Annotated in this window: 17 protein-coding genes and 1 other RNA gene; 3 read left to right on the top strand and 15 right to left on the bottom strand. The window is 65.9% G+C overall.

The window, feature by feature from the left end; all coding sequences use genetic code 11:
• Positions 1 to 109 precede the first annotated feature (109 nt).
• The 8 genes from lon to E5554_RS11585 form a co-directional block, all read right to left on the bottom strand.
• Positions 110 to 2,509 carry an endopeptidase La gene (lon, locus tag E5554_RS11620; protein ID WP_136186872.1) on the bottom strand — a complete coding sequence of 800 codons (2,400 nt, stop codon included), beginning with the start codon at positions 2,507 to 2,509 and terminating at the stop codon, positions 110 to 112.
• A 155-nt stretch (positions 2,510 to 2,664) separates the two neighbouring features.
• Entirely contained in the window at positions 2,665 to 2,988 is a 324-nt protein-coding gene (locus E5554_RS11615) for a YbaB/EbfC family nucleoid-associated protein (RefSeq protein WP_004207701.1), read from the bottom strand.
• On the bottom strand, positions 2,985 to 4,610 hold the full coding sequence (locus E5554_RS11610; RefSeq protein WP_136186871.1) for a DNA polymerase III subunit gamma/tau: 1,626 nt from the start codon (positions 4,608 to 4,610) through the stop codon (positions 2,985 to 2,987). The genes E5554_RS11615 and E5554_RS11610 overlap by 4 nt, the downstream gene beginning before the upstream one ends.
• A 107-nt stretch (positions 4,611 to 4,717) precedes the next feature.
• Positions 4,718 to 4,815, bottom strand: an RNA gene (gene ffs, locus E5554_RS11605) — signal recognition particle sRNA small type.
• Between the two features lie 63 nt (positions 4,816 to 4,878).
• Positions 4,879 to 5,859, bottom strand: coding sequence for an SGM family class A beta-lactamase (gene blaSGM, locus E5554_RS11600; RefSeq protein WP_136186870.1), 981 nt, complete (start codon positions 5,857 to 5,859; stop codon positions 4,879 to 4,881).
• A gap of 3 nt (positions 5,860 to 5,862) precedes the next feature.
• Positions 5,863 to 6,198 (bottom strand): 2Fe-2S iron-sulfur cluster-binding protein, encoded by a 336-nt coding sequence (locus tag E5554_RS11595; RefSeq protein WP_010337134.1) that lies wholly within the window; start codon positions 6,196 to 6,198, stop codon positions 5,863 to 5,865.
• A gap of 19 nt (positions 6,199 to 6,217) precedes the next feature.
• A complete protein-coding gene (locus E5554_RS11590; RefSeq protein WP_136186869.1) occupies positions 6,218 to 7,336 on the bottom strand; it encodes a cysteine desulfurase family protein in 1,119 nt (372 codons plus the stop codon).
• The gene (locus E5554_RS11585) at positions 7,303 to 8,337 is read right to left on the bottom strand and encodes an aminotransferase class V-fold PLP-dependent enzyme (RefSeq protein WP_136186868.1); all 1,035 of its coding nucleotides are present in this window, start codon (positions 8,335 to 8,337) and stop codon (positions 7,303 to 7,305) included. Before E5554_RS11585 ends, E5554_RS11590 begins: the two co-directional genes overlap by 34 nt.
• 152 nt (positions 8,338 to 8,489) lie before the next feature.
• Here E5554_RS11585 and E5554_RS11580 point away from each other — a divergent pair, with 152 nt between their 5' ends.
• Positions 8,490 to 9,146 carry an alpha/beta hydrolase gene (locus E5554_RS11580; RefSeq protein ID WP_004207708.1) on the top strand — a complete coding sequence of 219 codons (657 nt, stop codon included), beginning with the start codon at positions 8,490 to 8,492 and terminating at the stop codon, positions 9,144 to 9,146.
• 863 nt (positions 9,147 to 10,009) lie between these two features.
• Here E5554_RS11580 and E5554_RS11570 read toward each other — a convergent pair.
• The 4 genes from E5554_RS11570 to E5554_RS23040 form a co-directional block, all read right to left on the bottom strand.
• Positions 10,010 to 10,558 (bottom strand): hypothetical protein, encoded by a 549-nt coding sequence (locus tag E5554_RS11570; RefSeq protein WP_004207710.1) that lies wholly within the window; start codon positions 10,556 to 10,558, stop codon positions 10,010 to 10,012.
• 156 nt (positions 10,559 to 10,714) lie between these two features.
• The gene (locus E5554_RS11565; RefSeq protein WP_136186867.1) at positions 10,715 to 11,089 is read right to left on the bottom strand and encodes an STAS/SEC14 domain-containing protein; all 375 of its coding nucleotides are present in this window, start codon (positions 11,087 to 11,089) and stop codon (positions 10,715 to 10,717) included.
• Positions 11,090 to 11,148: 59 nt separating this feature from the next.
• Positions 11,149 to 11,400: a hypothetical protein gene (locus tag E5554_RS11560; RefSeq protein ID WP_004207712.1), complete on the bottom strand. Its 252-nt coding sequence runs from the start codon at positions 11,398 to 11,400 to the stop codon at positions 11,149 to 11,151.
• A 104-nt stretch (positions 11,401 to 11,504) separates the two neighbouring features.
• Positions 11,505 to 11,669: a hypothetical protein gene (locus tag E5554_RS23040; RefSeq protein WP_164522474.1), complete on the bottom strand. Its 165-nt coding sequence runs from the start codon at positions 11,667 to 11,669 to the stop codon at positions 11,505 to 11,507.
• A 158-nt stretch (positions 11,670 to 11,827) separates the two neighbouring features.
• On the opposite strand from E5554_RS23040, the gene E5554_RS11555 reads away from it, so the two are divergent.
• Both E5554_RS11555 and E5554_RS11550 read left to right on the top strand, forming a co-directional pair.
• Positions 11,828 to 12,937 carry a histidine kinase gene (locus E5554_RS11555; protein WP_069338686.1) on the top strand — a complete coding sequence of 370 codons (1,110 nt, stop codon included), beginning with the start codon at positions 11,828 to 11,830 and terminating at the stop codon, positions 12,935 to 12,937.
• A gap of 5 nt (positions 12,938 to 12,942) precedes the next feature.
• Positions 12,943 to 13,692: a LytTR family DNA-binding domain-containing protein gene (locus E5554_RS11550; protein WP_136186866.1), complete on the top strand. Its 750-nt coding sequence runs from the start codon at positions 12,943 to 12,945 to the stop codon at positions 13,690 to 13,692.
• A gap of 164 nt (positions 13,693 to 13,856) precedes the next feature.
• Here E5554_RS11550 and E5554_RS11545 read toward each other — a convergent pair whose 3' ends face one another.
• The 3 genes from E5554_RS11545 to E5554_RS11535 form a co-directional block, all read right to left on the bottom strand.
• Positions 13,857 to 15,155, bottom strand: a complete 1,299-nt coding sequence (locus E5554_RS11545; protein ID WP_247594433.1) for a porin — start codon at positions 15,153 to 15,155, stop codon at positions 13,857 to 13,859.
• Positions 15,156 to 15,316: 161 nt separating this feature from the next.
• Positions 15,317 to 15,661: a UrcA family protein gene (locus tag E5554_RS11540; RefSeq protein WP_004207717.1), complete on the bottom strand. Its 345-nt coding sequence runs from the start codon at positions 15,659 to 15,661 to the stop codon at positions 15,317 to 15,319.
• A gap of 566 nt (positions 15,662 to 16,227) precedes the next feature.
• On the bottom strand, positions 16,228 to 17,043 hold the full coding sequence (locus tag E5554_RS11535; protein ID WP_136186864.1) for an aminoglycoside phosphotransferase family protein: 816 nt from the start codon (positions 17,041 to 17,043) through the stop codon (positions 16,228 to 16,230).
• Between the last annotated feature and the right edge of the window lie 50 nt (positions 17,044 to 17,093).

Here is a 17,093-nt window from a genome sequence, read left to right as displayed (position 1 = left end):
CGGGGCAATAAGGCCCAGCTTTCAAGTGGTGTCAAAGGGAAAGCGTCAAAAAAGCCGGCTCCGGCGCGTTTTTGCCCCCATGGGCATAAACGCGCCGAAAACCGGGCTTTTAGTGACGGATAGCGGGATCGCCGTCGCGACCCTGACCGGCGCTGGGCTGCGCCGCCAGATCATCTTCCTCGGTCCAGGTGATCGCTTCGGGCTTGGACACCAGCGCGCGCGCCAGCACCTCGTCGACATGGGACACCGGAACAATCTCCAGCCCCTCACGAATGTTGGCCGGAATTTCCGCTAGGTCTTTCTCGTTTTCCTGCGGGATCAGCACCGTCTTGATGCCACCACGCAGCGCCGCCAGCAGCTTCTCCTTGAGGCCGCCGATCGGCAGCACCCGGCCGCGCAGCGTCACCTCGCCGGTCATCGCCACATCCTTGTGGACGGGAATGCCGGTCAGGGTCGACACGATGGTCGTGACCATGCCGATACCGGCCGACGGACCATCCTTGGGCACCGCGCCCTCGGGCAGGTGGATATGGATGTCCTTGCGGTTGAACAGGCTCGGCTTGATGCCATAGCCGGGCGAGCGCGCCTTCACATAGGAGAAGGCGGCCTGCACCGATTCGTTCATCACTTCGCCCAGCTTGCCGGTCGTCTTGATGAGGCCCTTGCCGGGCACGGTCACCGCCTCGATCGTCAGCAGTTCACCGCCGACCTCGGTCCAGGCCAGGCCGGTGACGGCGCCGATCTGATTCTCTTCCTCACCCACGCCGTGACGGAATTTCCGCACGCCGGCATAGTCGGCCAGGTTTTCGGGCGTGATCTCGACCTTGTCGAACGCGCCTTCCAGGATCTTGCGCAGCGCCTTGCGGGCCAGACGCGCCACTTCCCGCTCCAGCGTGCGGACGCCGGCTTCACGGGTATAGTAACGGATCAGGTCGCGCACCGCGGCCTCGGTCACCTCGAACTCGCCATTCTTCAGGCCATGGGCGTCGATCTGCTTGGGCACCAGATGGCGCTGGGCGATCTCGACCTTCTCGTCCTCGGTATAGCCTTCGAGCCGGATGATCTCCATGCGGTCGAGCAGCGGCTGCGGCAGGTTCAGCGAGTTGGCCGTCGTCACGAACATCACGTCGGACAGGTCGACGTCGATCTCCAGATAATGATCCTGGAACTTGCTGTTCTGTTCGGGGTCCAGCACTTCCAGCAGCGCCGATGCCGGATCGCCGCGGAAATCCTGGCCCAGCTTGTCAATCTCGTCGAGCAGGAACAGCGGGTTCATGGTGCCCGCCTTCTTCAGGTTCGACACGACCTTGCCCGGCAGCGAGCCGATATAGGTGCGGCGATGGCCACGGATCTCGGCTTCGTCGCGCACGCCGCCCAGCGACTGGCGCACGAACTCACGGCCCGTCGCCTTGGCGATCGAACGGCCCAACGAGGTCTTGCCGACGCCCGGCGGGCCGACGAGGCACAGGATCGGCCCCTTCAGCTTGTTGGTGCGCGCCTGCACCGCCAGATATTCGATGATCCGGTCCTTGACCTTTTCCAGCGCGAAATGATCCTCGTCCAGGATCGCCTGCGCCTTCTTGAGGTCGGTCTTGACCCGGCCCTTCTTGCCCCAGGGCAGGCCCAGCAGCACGTCGAGATAGTTGCGCACCACCGTCGCTTCGGCCGACATGGGCTGCATGCCCTTGAGCTTCTTCAGCTCGGCGGTCGCCTTGGCGCGCGCTTCCTTGCTCAGCTTCGCCTTGGCGATCTTGTCGGCCAGTTCGGCAAGCTCGTCGCCTTCCTCGCCCTCGCCATTGCCCAGCTCGCGCTGGATCGCCTTGAGCTGCTCGTTCAGATAATATTCGCGCTGGGTCTTTTCCATCTGGCGCTTCACGCGGCCACGGATCTTCTTCTCGACCTGCAGCACGCCCAGCTCGCCTTCCATGAAGGCAAAGACCATCTCCAGCCGCTTGACCGGATCGGGCTCGACCAGCAGCGACTGCTTGTCGGCGACCTTGACGTTGATGTTGGCGGCAACGGAATCGGCCAGGCGACCGGCATCGTCGATCTCGCGCAGCTGCACCGGCGTTTCGGCCGGCAGCTTCTTGTTGAGCTTGGCGTAATTCTCGAACTGCTCGGCCACCGAGCGCATCAGCGCAGAGGCTTCCGGACCTTCGGCGACGATCTCCTCGACCGGCGCGACCTCGGCGACCAGATAGCCCGCCTCGGCCGGCGCCAGATCGGCCAGCTGGGCACGATGCTTGCCCTCGACCAGCACGCGCACCGTGCCGTCCGGCAGCTTAAGCAGTTGCAGCACCACCGACACCACGCCGGTGTCATACAGCGCGTCCTTGCCCGGATCATCCTCGGCCGGGTCGAGCTGGGACACCAGGAAGATTTCCTTATTGCCCTCCATCGCCGCTTCCAGCGCGGCGACGCTCTTGTCGCGACCGACGAAGAGCGGGACGATCATCTGCGGGAAGACGACGATGTCGCGCAGCGGCAGAAGGGGATATTGCGTAGTCATTCACTCTCCAGGGCCGGACTTGCGGCCCGTCATGCGGTTCATCGCCTTTATGGGGATGCCCGTCGCGTCAATCAATCAGCGATCACCATATTGCTGCAACGATGAACAAGGGCTTATCCGCCAGCGGCAGCCCTGGAACGGCAATGCGCGCCGGCTCAGAACGGCAGCTTGAAGCCCGGCGGCAGCGGCAGGCCGGCGGTCATCTTGCCCATTTCGGTGTTGCTGACCTCGTCCGCCTTCTTGCGCGCATCGTTGAACGCGGCGGTGATAAGGTCTTCCAGCATCTGCTTTTCCGACGGCGCCAGCAGGCTGTCGTCGATCGACACGCCCAGGATGCGGCCCTTGGCCGATGCCTTCACCTTGACCAGGCCGCCACCGGCCGCGCCCTCGACTTCCAGCTTGTCGAGATTGTCCTGCGCGCGCTGCAGCTCTTCCTGCACGCGGCTGGCCATCCCCAATATTTCGTTCAGATCCTTCATGCTTCAGCACTCCATTGTTCCGGCTCATCCGAATGGACCAGCTCGGCATCGGGGAAGGCGTCCATTGCCGCCTTGACCACCGGGGTTTCCAAAATTGCGGCGCGGCTGTCGGCCAGCTGGCGCTGTTCATTGGCCAGCAGGGTCGGCTTGGCCTCCCCCTCGCCCTGCGTCACCGTCCAGGCAACGCCGGTCACCTCGCGCAGCGCCGGGATGATCCGGGTGGCAAAGTCGGGCGACAGGCTGGCCGTGCCGCGATACTCCAGCATTGGCGGATCATAGCGGATGATCCCCACGCAATCATGCATTTCCTGCGCCAGATGCCCCTTGCTCTTCTGCCAGAAGGCCTCGATCAGATCCTCGAATGTGGCAGGCAGGCTGGACGCGGGTTCCGGCGCGGGCGCGGCGGCGGCGGGCGCCTGGCCCGGCAGCGCCGGCGCGGTCATCGGCACCCCGCCCTGCAGCATCCGGGCAAGGTCGCTGGGATCGGGCATGGTCGCGGCATGCATCACGCGCAGCAGCGCCATCTCGCACGCCTCGATCGGCAGGGCGGCGGTCGCCACCTCGTCATGGCCCTTGAGCATCAGCTGCCACAGCCGATGCAGCGGGCCGAAGCCGATCTGCGATGCCCAGTCGGCCAGCGCGCCGCGCTCCTCGTCGGACTGGCCCGGCGTTGCAATGTCGCGCCCGGCCTTCACCAGCGTGACCGCATGCACCAGCTCCAGCAGGCCGCGCATCAGCGACAGCGGCTCGACCCCCAGCGCATATTGATCGCGCACCCCGCCCAGCAGCGCGGCGGTATCGCCTTCCAGCAGCAGGCCGAGCAGCCGGCGCGTCGAGCCGCGATCCGACAGGCCCAGCATCTCGCGCACCTGCGCGGCCGTAACCATCGGCTCGCCCTCGCCCATTTCGGCATGGGCGATCGCCTGGTCCAGGATCGACAGGCCGTCACGCGCGGAGCCTTCGGCCGCCTGCGCGATCAGCGATAGCGCATCCGGCTCGGCCGCGACCTGTTCGGCCTCGACCACATGGGCGAAATGGCCGGCCAGCATCTCGGCCGGGATGCGGCGCAGGTCGAACCGCTGGCAGCGCGACAGCACCGTCACCGGCACCTTGTTCACCTCGGTCGTGGCGAACAGGAATTTCACATGGGCCGGCGGCTCCTCCAAAGTCTTCAGAAGCGCGTTGAACGCGTTCTTCGAAAGCATATGGACTTCGTCGATGATGTAGATCTTGTAGCGCGCCGACACGGCGGCATAGCGCACCGCCTCGATGATCTCGCGCACGTCGTCGACGCCGGTATGGCTGGCGGCGTCCATCTCGACCACGTCGATATGCCGGCCCTCGGCGATCGCCATGCAGGGTTCGCACACGCCGCACGGGTCGATCGTCGGCCCGCCCTGCCCATCCGGGCCGATGCAGTTCAGCGCCTTGGCGATCAGCCGCGCGGTCGACGTCTTGCCGACCCCGCGCACGCCGGTCATCAGAAAGGCATGGGCGAGGCGGCCGCGCCGGATCGCATTGCCCAGCGTCTGGACCATGGCGTCCTGCCCGATCAGCTCGCGAAAGTTGCGCGGACGATATTTGCGCGCAAGCACGCGATAGGGCTGAGGGGAATCGGACATGCCTGTTTCCTAAAGCCTGATCGTTGGCGGTGGAAGCGCTTTGCGCGCCGTCGCCGTGCGCTGGGCCACGATCCCGAAGGGACCCCAATGGTGACAAGGCTGCGTGGAAAGGTGGGAGCCGGAACGACCCGCAGAAAAATCGTTGTGGCTGCTTCCGTCAGGACCTGACCAGGTTGGCGACGACTACGTCCGCCCGACTCCCGGCCGGGCATATGGCGAACTCATGACAGGAAGGCAAGGGCTTCCATGCCCTTGCCATGCCATAAGCCTAGTTCAGCCCGCTCTTCTGCGCCTTGCTGACGAATTCCAGCGCCGAATGGGCGGCCTCGGCGATCGCCGCCTCGGCCTTCTTGTCGTCCACGGTCGGCCGGTCGAGATAGATGGCCAATATATATTCCTCGCCGGCCGGCGACTTCACCAGCGCGACGTCATTATAGGCGGTGCCGCAACTGCCGGTCTTGCTGCCCGACGTCCAGCCTTCGGGCAGGCCCGCCTTGATCCTTTTGTCGCCGGTGGTGCTGGCATTGAGCCAGCCGCGCAGCCTGTCGGCATCGGCCGCAGCCATGTCGCGGAACAACAACCGTCCCATCAGCCCCGCCATCGCCGCCGGACTGGTCGTGTCGCGCGGATCGCCGGCGACATTCTCGTTGAGGTCCGGCTCGATGCGATCGAGCCGCGTGATCTTGTCGCCATGGGCGCGGATGAAGGAGGTCAGCCCCTCCGGCCCGCCCAGCATCGGCAGCAACAGGTTGGCGGCACTGTTGTCGCTCACCTCGACCGCCGCCTCGGCCAGCTCGGCCATCGACATGCGGCCGCGCTTCTTGTTCTTCTTCACCACCGGCGCGTAATCGAGAATATCGTCCTTGGTGAAGGGTATCTCCCCCTCCAGCCCGAACTTGCCGCCCTGCGCACCGATCAGCACGGCAGCGGCCAGCGGCGCCTTGAAGGTCGAGCACATGGCAAAGCGATCATCGCGGTTGAAGCCCAGGATCAGCGCACCGTCGCGATCGACCAGCGCGATGCCCATGCGCCCGCCTGTCTCCTCCTCGATCTCCTTGGGATTGCGGACGGAGGTGAGCGCGGATTGCGGCACCAGATAGCGTGGTGCGGGCGGCATCAATGTCGGCAGGGTCGGCACCTCTTCGGCCTTCTTGGCCGGCGCCTTCTTCTTGGGCGCGGCCGACAGCGGCAAGGCCACGACGAGACAGGCGGTCAGCGCCGCGAGCGAGAGGGATTTGCGCAGCGCCATGGCTTACATACCTTGCATATTGTTGAATTCGCCAGGGATACGGACAGTCAGCGCGTCCAGTTGCTCGGACAGAATGATCTGGCAGGCCAGGCGGCTGGTGCGGGTCGCCGCAGCGGCCAGGTCCAGCATATCCTCCTCATCCTCGCTCGCGCGCGGCAGGCGGTCGAAATCGGCGGCATCGACGATGACATGACAGGTCGAACAGGCCATCTGCCCTTCGCATGTTCCTTCCAGCGGCTGACCCGCCGCCTGTGCAACCTCCAGCAGGACGGACCCGGCAGGCGCATCGACCTCCAGTCGATTTTCGCCGTCGGCGCTGATGAAGGTGACCATGGTCATGCTATGCGATGCTCCCTGCTCACGGCGCCGCTTGTGCGGTCGCCGCCCCGTTAATCACCTTCGCAGCCTCCTCCAGTTCGGCCGGTGTCGTGTATCGGCCAAAGCCGATCCGCACCGATCCGCGCGCCTGACTGTCTGAAAGACCCAAGGCGCGCAGCACATGGCTAGGCCGCCCGGCCCCGCTCGCGCAAGCGCTGCCGAGCGAAAAAGACACATTGCGGCAATCGGACAACAATCGCGCGCCGTCGATCCCGGCGCGACGAATGTTGAGATTGCCGGGATAACGCGCGTCGGCGCTGCCGTTCAGCGTCCAGTCGGCAAACAGCGCGCGCGCCTGCGCAGACAGCGCCGCCAAATGCGCTTGATCGGCCTCCGCCTGCTCCCGCATCAGGCGCGCCGCCACGCCAAAGCCCGCGCACAAGGCGGGCGACAAGGTGCCCGACCGCAGCCCGCCTTCCTGCCCGCCGCCATGGATCAGCGGGTCGATCTTCACCCCGTCGCGCAGCCACAGCGCGCCGATGCCTTTTGGCCCATGGATCTTGTGCGCGCTGATCGCCACCATGTCGCACGGGTCGGGGATCGGCACACGGCCATAGCCCTGCACCGCGTCGCACAGGAACAGCGCGCCCGCGCCATGGGCCAGTTCCGCCAGCGCGCCGACCGGCTGGATCACGCCGATCTCGTTATTGACCAGCATCGCGACGACCAGCGCCACCCCCGACACGATCGCCCGCGCCGCCGCAGCCAGATCGACCAGCCCGTCGCCATCCACCGGCAGGACTGTCACCGCCCGCCCCATCCGCCGCATCGCCGCCACCGTATCCAGCACGGCGGCATGTTCGGTCGCGATGGTGACGATGCCGCCCGCCGGCGCGCCCTGGATCGCGATGTTCAGCGCCTCGGTCGCGCCGGAGGTGAAGAGCAGCTTTCCGCCCGGCGGCAGCAACTGGCCGATCGCATCGCGCGCCAGTTCCACCTGCGCGGCGACCATGCGCCCGGCGCGATGCGCGCTGTGCGGATTGGCGAACTGGTCGCGCAGCAGCGGCACCATCGTCTCGAAAGCTTCGGGCGCCAGCGGCGTCGTCGCCTGATAGTCGAGATAGATCACCGGCCCGCCCGCTCCGCCATGGCGGTCCATGTGGCTAGGAAGCGATCGACATCGCCCGCGCTGGTCTGCGGGCCGAAACTCACCCGCACCACTTCGCCCGCCGCCGCCGCGTCCCAGCCCATCGCGCCCAGCACATGGCTGGTCTTGAGCGATCCGGACGAACAGGCGCTGCCCGCCGACACGGACATGCCGGCAAGGTCGAACTGGATCAGCTGCGCCCGCGCCGACAGGCCGGGCATGCGATAGCTAGCGATCGCCGGCAAACGCGGCGCGTCGCGCGCGACGATCTGCCCGCCCGCCGCCTCGATCCCGGCGTCCAGCCGTGCCCGCAGCGCGGCGGCCACCGGCATCCATTCGCCCCGTGCCTCCAGCGCCGCCGCCATCGCCATGATCGCCGGCAGATTTTCGGTGCCGGCGCGATAGCCCTGTTCCTGCCCGCCGCTGGGCTCGACCAGCGCCAGGTCGCGGATCAGCAGCGCGCCGATCCCCGGCGGCCCGCCGAACTTGTGCGCGCTGATCGCGATCATGTCGGCCTCGGGCAGGGCCAGCTTGCCCGCACTCTGGGCGCAATCGGCAAACAGCAGCAACCCCGCGCGCCGGAAATCCGTCAGCGGCTGGATCACGCCCGTCTCGTTGTTCACATGCTGGATCGCGACCAGACTGCCCGCCGCCAGTTCCGGCAACAGCACCCGGCCATCGCCATCCACCGCCAGCCGCTCGGCATCCTTGGTCACGCGCAGCACCGCATCATGCTCGACCAGCGAGGTGACGATTCGCGCCGCCTTGGCGCGGGTCAGCGCGATGGCGATCGCCTCGCTCGCGCCGGAGGTGAACAGGACATGGCCATCCCATCCCAGCGCCGCCGCGATCCGCCGCCGCGCATCCTCCAGCATCGCCCGCGCCGCGCGCCCGTCGCTGTGCGGGCTGGACGGGTTGGCCCAGCCCGCCATCGCGGCGACCATCGCGGCCTGCGCCTGCGGCAGCATCGGGGTGGTCGCGGCATGATCGAGATAAAGGCGGTCGGCGGCCAAGCGGAACTACTCATTGATTGCGGAAATGGCGGCGGCATCTATATAGGCGGATTGCCGCGCTGCGCCAGCGTGAAGGCCATATGGCCAAGCCCCGGCGCGCGCACGGACCCTTTCCCCGCTGCCCCGTGGCAGCCCAGACCATAACAGGTGCCATGCCCGACGTCATTTTCCCCGGACCCGAAGGTCGCCTCGAAGGCCGCTTCAGCCCCCCGCCCCGCCCGCGCGCGCCGGTCGCCATGATCCTGCACCCGCATCCGCAGGGCGGCGGCACGATGAACGACCGCATCACCCAGGCACTCTACAAGACCTTCGTGAAGCGTGGCTTTGCCGTGCTGCGCTTCAACTTCCGTGGCGTCGGCCGCAGCCAGGGCACGTTCGACAATGGCATTGGCGAACTCAGCGATGCCGCAGCGGCGCTCGACTGGGTGCAGAGCTTCCACCCCGAAGCGCAGACCACCTGGATCGCCGGTTTCTCCTTTGGCGCCTGGATCGGCATGCAGCTGCTGATGCGCCGCCCGGAAATCCGCGGCTTCATCTCGGTCGCGCCGCCGGCCAACATGTATGATTTCTCGTTCCTGGCGCCCTGCCCCTCGTCGGGCATCATCGTCCAGGGCACGGCGGACGAAGTGGTGACCGCCAGCGCGGTGCAGAAGCTGGTCGACAAGCTGCGCACCCAGAAGGGCATCACCATCCATCATGACGAGATCAAGGGGGCCAACCACTTCTTCGAGCATGAGCTGGACCAGCTGATGAAGTCGGTCGACAATTATCTCGACATGCGCCTGTCGCCGGACTCGCCGATCCGCTGAGGACCGGCCCGATCGGGATCATGGAGGGGCTGCCGCCGCGCAGCCCCTTTTTCTTTGCCTGCACAATCCGCCTGCCGGCCAGGACCGGAACCATGCCGAGCCGCATCCAGCACCGATCCGCGAGCGCATGTCGATCAGCCTGACCTTCGTGATCTCCAGGCCCCGCCTCTGGCCTTTTGCAGCGGGACGCCCCCCCCCGTCTCCCGCCATGAAGCCTTGATGGCTCACGCCCAGAAAGAGCGCCCTCCACTTACTCGACGGCTTCTCCCAAAAGCTGACCTTGGCATATCCGTCATCCCGGACTTGATCCGGGATCCATTCAGCACTCCCTATCTGGCGTAGTGCACAATGGATCCTGACCTCCTTCAGGATGACGCCCGTGACGATTGGCAGGTTTGCGACCATAAGCTGTCCTCACCATCATCGTCACCCTGAACTTGTTTCAGGGTCCATTCCTCCCAGCAGACCAATGGCTTGTTGGGCCTGATAGATGCTGAAACAAGTTCAGCATGACGTTAGTGGAATGGCAGGAAACCACCCAAATCCGTCATTCCCGCGCAGGCGGGAATCCATCTCCTGACCTCGCATCTGGTCCGAAGCTGGTGAGATGGATCCCCGCCTGCGCGGGGATGACGCTGTGAAACAGGTGGCCAGCTTCCCACCCAAATCCCACCCGGTGAAGGCTGTGATTTTCCTGTTCTTCGAGAGCAAGAGATGATGGAGGACGGTCGAGCGCCGCGCGGTTCATGCGCGCGGCGCCGTGAAGAAGGCGGAGGAAGGACAGGCCGAACGGCGCCAGACCAGCAACCAAGCCGTCATCCCGCCCGCGCCCTCCCCAGGGGCGCCGGCAGGATCAGGCCGGATCAGTTGGCCTTGGACAGGTCCACCTTCTCGACCCATTCGGGGTAGAAGGTCGGCTCGCGGTTGGACCAGCCGACCGCCGTGGCGGCCGCCTCGCTGATCGACTGCAACAGCAGCCGGCGCTTTTCCGGGTGAAGATGCGGCAGGCTCGCCGCCGCGCAGAAGGCGCCCGGCAGCCAGGGCCGCGCCCCCGCCCCCAGCAGCCGCTCATAGAGGAAGCGATAGGCCGAGAAGCTCGCCAGACGGTCCTGCCCCAGGTCGAAGGCGGACACCGTCACCAGCGGCGCCATGAACGGCTCCACCTGGTCCAGCCCGCTATCGTCGGGAACATGCGCCTTGATCTCGTCCAGCCGGCCATAGATGCGCGCCTGGGCGCGGATGCTGGCTTCCTCGACCATGTCGCGCGACCATAGCTTCATCGCGTCGCGGCGATGCAGCCCGATGTCCAGCGATCTGCGAATATATCTTTGCGTGGCCGACGGGAAACTGGCGAATTCCCGCAATTCCGCCAGGGTAATGGCCCCGTCCGCCGGTCTTGCACTCGTGCCCATTGCTCATGCCCTCCGACTTGAAGTCGATCAGCAGAACATGCGCCTCACATGGTTAGCAAAGGCTTAACGGGCACCTGTCCCACCGATTGTCACAAGGGACCAGATTTCGTTTTGCAGTGCAACATGATATTTTTGTGAAATGCGACGGATGGAGGATTATGCCTCCGCTTCAACCGCTTCGGGTGCCAGCAGCCAGGCCAGCCCCGCCGTCGCATCATCGAAGATCCGCAGATAGGGCTGCGTCATTTCGCGCTTCACCTGCAACCGGGTGATCGCGCTGCCGGTGATGATGGCGATCCGCCGGGCCTTGGGAAAATCGCCCAGATTCGCGCGGAAGGACGCGACCGCCTCCTGCGGCTGGGCGCTGCTGGCGCTCATGTCCATGCGCAGCAGATAGCCCGGCTTGAACCCCTCGGCCAGGAAGCGGGCCTTGCACTCGCGGGCATAGGCCGCGACTTCCTCCGCAGTGAACAGCTTGGACCATTTGATGTCCAGCAGGTTCAGATCATGGCGAAATTCGATATGGTACATGGCGCAGTCTCCTGCGCGCTCCCTGCCATGACCGGGTTAATATTTCGCGTGTCGCCGGTTCAGCCCGCACGCCGCTCCAGCACCGCGCCGATCATGCTGCGCCACACCGCCACGTCGCCGGCCCGCGCCATGTCGGCATCGGGCTCGCGCAGCGTGTGCAATATCGCATAGGCATCGTCGACATGGTCGGGCCAGGCCGCATCCACCGCGCCCGCCGCATGGGGATCCTGGCCGCCGCCATTCAGGCTGAGCTGGCGCCCGGCCAGCACGCGGGCAATGCGTTCGATCGCGGGGGTGGTGGAAGTCGGCATCGTCGTCTGCTCCTCTCGCGCGGGAAGCCGGCCTGCCGCCTGATGGCGGTCGGGGCCGCGCTTGCCCGACTGGAATAACATGGATTTTCGCGGTCCGCTATCGGTCAGCGCTCGGGCTTTTCGGGCCGGGGCTTTTCGGGAAACCCCGAAGACGGCACCGGTTCGCCGTCATCGTCCGGCCGGCTGGTCGCGGGCGGGTCCGACGCGTCCATGCTGTCTTCCAGCGCCTCGTCCAGCTTCTTCTCGCTCTCGCGCTTCGTATCGCTCATCTGCGCGTCTCCTTTTCTCCTGCTGGATCAACCGACAGGAGCCAGCGCCGGTTCCCCGCCAGTGCCCCACGCCGCCGCTTCGACCAACCGCCAAGCCGCTTCGACCAGCATCGCGCGCAGGGGGCGACAGCGCCGGCAAGCTGGCGTAGATATCATCCATGACACTTCCCACCGAAGAGGGGCCGCGCGGCGTTTCGCCGACCGCCGCCCTCTATTCCATCATCGGCTTCTGGTTCTTCTACGCGATCCTCATCAGCGTGCGGGCCCTGGTTGTGGGCTTCGACTATCAGGGCGAAATGGCCGCCCGCCGCGCCGTGGTGACATTGATCGGCATCATCGTGACCTGGATTCTCTATCTGGCGATACGCCGGTTCGATGCAAAGCCGCTGGCGGTCCGCATCGTCGCCGCCTTTTCGCTCGCCGCGCCCTTCGCGCTCGCGATGGCGGTTGCCAACTATTATGTCTTCAACATCTATGACCCGATGGGCATGTTTCCCGACATGGACCAGCAGAAATATGAGGCCCAGTCCCATGCGCTGATCTATATCGTCGATGACGCCGTCAGCCGCTATTTCTTCCTGTCTGCCTGGGCCGGCCTCTATCTCGGCCTCTCCTATGCCAGCGAGGCGCATCGCACCGAACGCCGCGCCGCGCGCCTCGAACGCGCCGCGCAGCAGGCCGAACTGCGCTCGCTGCGCTATCAGGTGAACCCGCATTTCCTGTTCAACACGCTGAACTCGCTCTCGTCCCTGGTGATGAAGGACCGGCGCGACGAGGCCGAACAGATGATCATGTCGCTCTCCAATTTCTACCGCACCAGCCTCACCGGCGATCCGCTCGATGACGTGCAACTGGAAGAGGAAGTCCATCTCCAGAAACTCTATCTGGATATCGAGGCGGTGCGCTTCCCCGACCGGCTGGCCACCCGGATCGACATTCCCGCCGACCTGCTGACCGCCTGCGTGCCGGGCCTGATCCTCCAGCCCTTGGTCGAAAATGCGATCAAATATGGCGTCTCGCGCACCTCCAGCCCGGTCGCCATCACCATCCGCGCGCGCGAGGAGCATGGCCTGCTGCACCTCACCGTCGCCGACAATGGCGACAAGCCGCCCAGCCCCGGCGATGGCGGCAGTGGCATCGGCCTCGCCAATGTGCGGGACCGCCTGTCCGCCCGCTTTGGCGATCAGGGCCGGATCGACTATGGTCCACAGGCCGATGGCGGCTTTGCCGTCAATCTCTTCCTTCCGCTCAACCGCCGGGGGTGCTGACGCCCATGTCCATCCGCACCATGATCGTCGATGATGAGCCGCTCGCGGTCGAGCGATTGCAGATGTTGTGCGCGCGCGAACCGCGCATCGCGCTGGTCGGCACCGCCAATGATGGCGAGGCGGCGTTGCGCCTGGTCGAAGGGCTCAAGCCCGACCTGCTGCTGCTCGACATCGCCATGCCGCTGCTCGACGGCATCGGCGTCGCCCGCGCGATCAGCCAGATGGGCATCCGCCCGGCGATCATCTTCGTCACCGCCTTCGAAAGCTTCGCGGTCGAGGCGTTCGATCTTGCCGCGGTCGATTATCTGCTCAAGCCCGTCGCCCATGACCGCCTGACCCGTGCGGTCGACCGGGTCGAACAGGCGCTGCGCAGCCGCGATGGCGAGGAGGACGCCCCCCTCGCCCCGGCCGAACCTGCGCCCGAATGGGCTGAGGAATTCTGGGTGCCGCACCGCTCCGAACTGGTCCGCATCGCCGCCGACCAGATCGACCGGATCGAGGCGGAGCGCGACTATATGCGCCTCCATGTCGGCGCCCATAGCTATTTGCTGCACCAGACCATCAGTTCGCTGGAGGAACGGCTCGATCCGCAGGCGTTCGTCCGCCTGCACCGCTCGCACATCGTCCGCCGCCCGCATATCGCGCGACTGCGCCACGACGGCAGCGGCGTCTGGTTCGCGGCGCTGGCCGACGGCAATGAAATCCGCATCGGCCGCACCTATCTCGCCAATGCGCGGGCGATGACGGGACGCTAATCAGGCGCTGAGTGTTCTTTTAGGAATGTCCTGACGGGTCCGCACCTCCACCCGACCACCCATCAGGGTAGAATGCCTGGGCGGTCGGGTGGGGGTGCGGGCCGGTGCCGAACTGAAAATGCGCCCTTCCGCGCATTTTCCAAAACAGACACGCTCTTCCGCGCTCAATAGATCCACTGGATACGGGTCAGCACCGTGTCGCTCTCGCCGCGCTCGCCGAACCGGTCGAGCCAGGTATGGCCCCAGGTCGCGCCGAATTTCCAGCGCGTCGTCGCCCACCAATTGAGCCCCAACATCGTCTTCTTGAAGCGGCCACCCTCGATGCCATTATCGTCCAGGTCCATTTCCGAATAGCGCGCCACCAGTTCGGGCGCGCCCCAGCGGCCCTTGGGGATGACGCGCCGGGCGTAGCCGACATTGCGGTCATAGGGCCGGGTCTCACCGGTCAATATCCAGCTGCCGGTGACATACCAGCCATGGAAGACCGGATCGCGAAATTCGCGCGAATTGGTCCGGTTCAATATATATTCGCCCAGGAACGACACCGGCCCGACATTCAGCAGCGCCTCGCCGGCAAAGCCGTCGCTGCTCTGCGCCGCGAATTTCCCGGTGTCGATCGCGACATCGCCGACATTGGTTTCCGCCCGGCCGCTATAGCGGATCGTGCCGTCCGCCGCCGCATGGCGATAGGCCACGCCGACATGCAGGAACTCGTTGCGGTCCGGCACGTCCCAGATCAGCCCGGTCATGCGCGCCGAATAGTCCCAGCCACGATCGGTCGAGCTGCCGAAATCCCAGCTATCCTTGTAGGCCCCCGCCGAAAAGGTCGCCGCCTTGTTCGCGCCCAGCACCTGGACGAAGCGGACGCCGAAATTGCGCGACGTGAAAAAGGGCGTCAGCACGCGCTCGCTATGCGGCAGGTTCGCCGAATCCCCGACCATTTCGTACGAGAATGTCTCCTTGGTCTTGCCCAGCGTCATCTTGGTGCGGCTGCCCAGCGGAAAGGTCAGCGACGCGTCGGTCAGCTTCCATTTCTGCTCGGGGTTGGTGTCGAACCCCTTATATTCGCCGCTGACCTGATAGCTCACCCGATAGTCGCCACCGACCGATCCGATCAGGCTGAGCCGCGCCGATCGCACCTGAAACTCATTCTCCTGCCGGCCGATCTGGCTTTCATTGACCGCGTCCTGGCTGAAATCGGTCCAGTCGCCGATCAGCGACAGGCCTAGGCGGATCTTGAAGAAGGGCAGTTCCTTGTTCGGGTCGGCGGGCTTGGCCGGCGCGAAATCGGGGACGACATAGCTCGGCGTCTCGTCCACCGCATGCACGTCGCCGCCGCTATGATGGCCGAGCGGTTCGTAGAGCGATTCCGTGCTCTGCGCCCAGACATCGGGCACACACAGCCCCCCGGCCATCAGCATTGCCATGATGACGGGCGAAGTGCCGGGAAGACGCGCGCGCATGACCAATTTCCCCTTGAACCTGTCCCTTCTGATCGTCGCAAATCCGGGGCTCCGCCATCGGGAGAAATACCGAGAATGGCCGGGGCGACGGGCCTTTTCCCACGCAAAAAAGGGCCCGGCTCGCGCCAGGCCCTCTCCCTCCCTTGGCGGGATGATGGGCGTCAGTTGCCGACGACAGGCCGGGCATCCTTGGCATCGGCATAGCGTTCGTTGGTCTGGGCGCGGGCGATGGCGGTCGCGATCGGCGCCTCGACCTGGGCGATCGCCGCCGCGCGGCACGCGCTCATGGTGTTGATGTCGGTGCTGAAGCAGACCCGGCTGGCCGCACGGGAGATGCGGGTGCGCAGTTCCTGCTGGTCGGCGTGGCGCGTGAGGTCCAGGTCACCGAAGCGGACCTCGGTGGTGCGGCCGTTGGACGTGAACTCCTCGGCCGAAGCGATGCCGGAACCGGCCAGCAGGGCGGCGGCAGCACTCAGGGCAGTGATGATCTTGGCGGTGGCGAACATGGCGTGTCTCCTCAAAACTGTCATGGCATCCGGCCTGCGTCGTCAGGGGGCGTCGACGCGCCGGATGCGAACGGTTCGGCGGGGGTCTTGTGGGGGCGTTGCGCCATATCCCGTTCGCCCATCCTGTGTACGCGCCCGGCCCTCTCGCCGCCCGTCCGCTTCGACCGGCACCCCTCGTCATCGGCCAACGACCGATCCATCGACCAAGAGCGGATTTGCGGGGACGAACGACCGGACGAATGGCATTCGTCTGCGAAACGACAGCCTATTCCCTAAGGGAAATTACGGAGATTCAAGGAAAGCGGACATGAAAACGCCCCCGGCGCAAGGGAATGCCGGGGGCGTATCCGGATGCTGTCGGGCACTCCAGATCTTGTCTCAACTGTTACCGTCAACACGGCACCATCGGCCGTGAACCGTCGCTTAACGCGCTGCTCTCTGGCCTGTTTCGATGTCAGAATAGCGACAGGACCGATGCTGCGCACGCCGCTTCGATAACCGGGGCACAGCATCCGCCGGGCGGCATCGGACGCGGACGAACCGCCCACCGCCATCCACCAACGACATCAGCCTTCCAGCGGCGGCAGTCCGGCGCGGCGCAACGCATCGGTCAGATAGGCGGCAAAGGCCGCGTCCCGCCCCGGCAGCCGATGCCGCAGCCAGGCCAGCCCCACCAGCCCCCGCCAGGCATTGAGCGCATCCGGCTCCATCCCCGCCAGCTTGCGATAGCGCCCGACATAATAGGCCGTCGTCGCATCGCGCAGCATGCCCTCCAGCCGGCCGCCCGACTGCCCCGGCCCGAACCGCATCAGCATCTCGCTGCGCACCACATCGGCCGCCGGGGCCGATCGCGCCGCCTTGGACCAGTCGATCACCGCCAGCCCGTCGCCGCTGACGATCAGATTGGCCGGATGCAGGTCGCCATGCGACAGCCGGTCACCCTCGATCAACTGATCCAGCCGGTCGATCGCCGCCGCACGCAGCCGATCGCCGATCGGCGCCATCTCGATATCCTCGGCCAATATCGCCTTGCGGCTGCGCAGCGCGGGCAGGTCATGCCCATGGATGGCCCGCTGCAACGCCGCCATCGCGCCCATCGCCCAGCCGATCCGATGGGGATGGCGGACGATATGATGGAGCAGGTTCGGCCCCTCTATCTCGCTATAGATGATGCCCTGCCGCCCGCCAGCCTCCGCGCGCCCGAACACGCGCGGCACGGGCAGCCCGGTCGCCTGGATCGCCTGCGCCGTCGCATGTTCGCGGGCGATGATCCCGGCATCGACGCCGTCGTGAAACAGCTTGAGCACCTTGCCCCCCTCCAGCCGATAGACCGCAGCGGAAGCGCCCTCGGCAATGAAGGTGGAAGGATCGGGCAGGCTCATGCCCCTCGCCTGTGCCGCACCCGAACAGGCTTGACCAGTGTTTTTGCGCC

The sequence above is a fragment of the Sphingobium sp. PAMC28499 genome, from assembly GCF_004795815.1.
GTDB lineage: Bacteria > Pseudomonadota > Alphaproteobacteria > Sphingomonadales > Sphingomonadaceae > Sphingobium > Sphingobium yanoikuyae.
The sequence above is the reverse complement of the archived record's forward strand: the minus strand, read 5'-3'. Positions and strand labels throughout refer to the sequence as shown.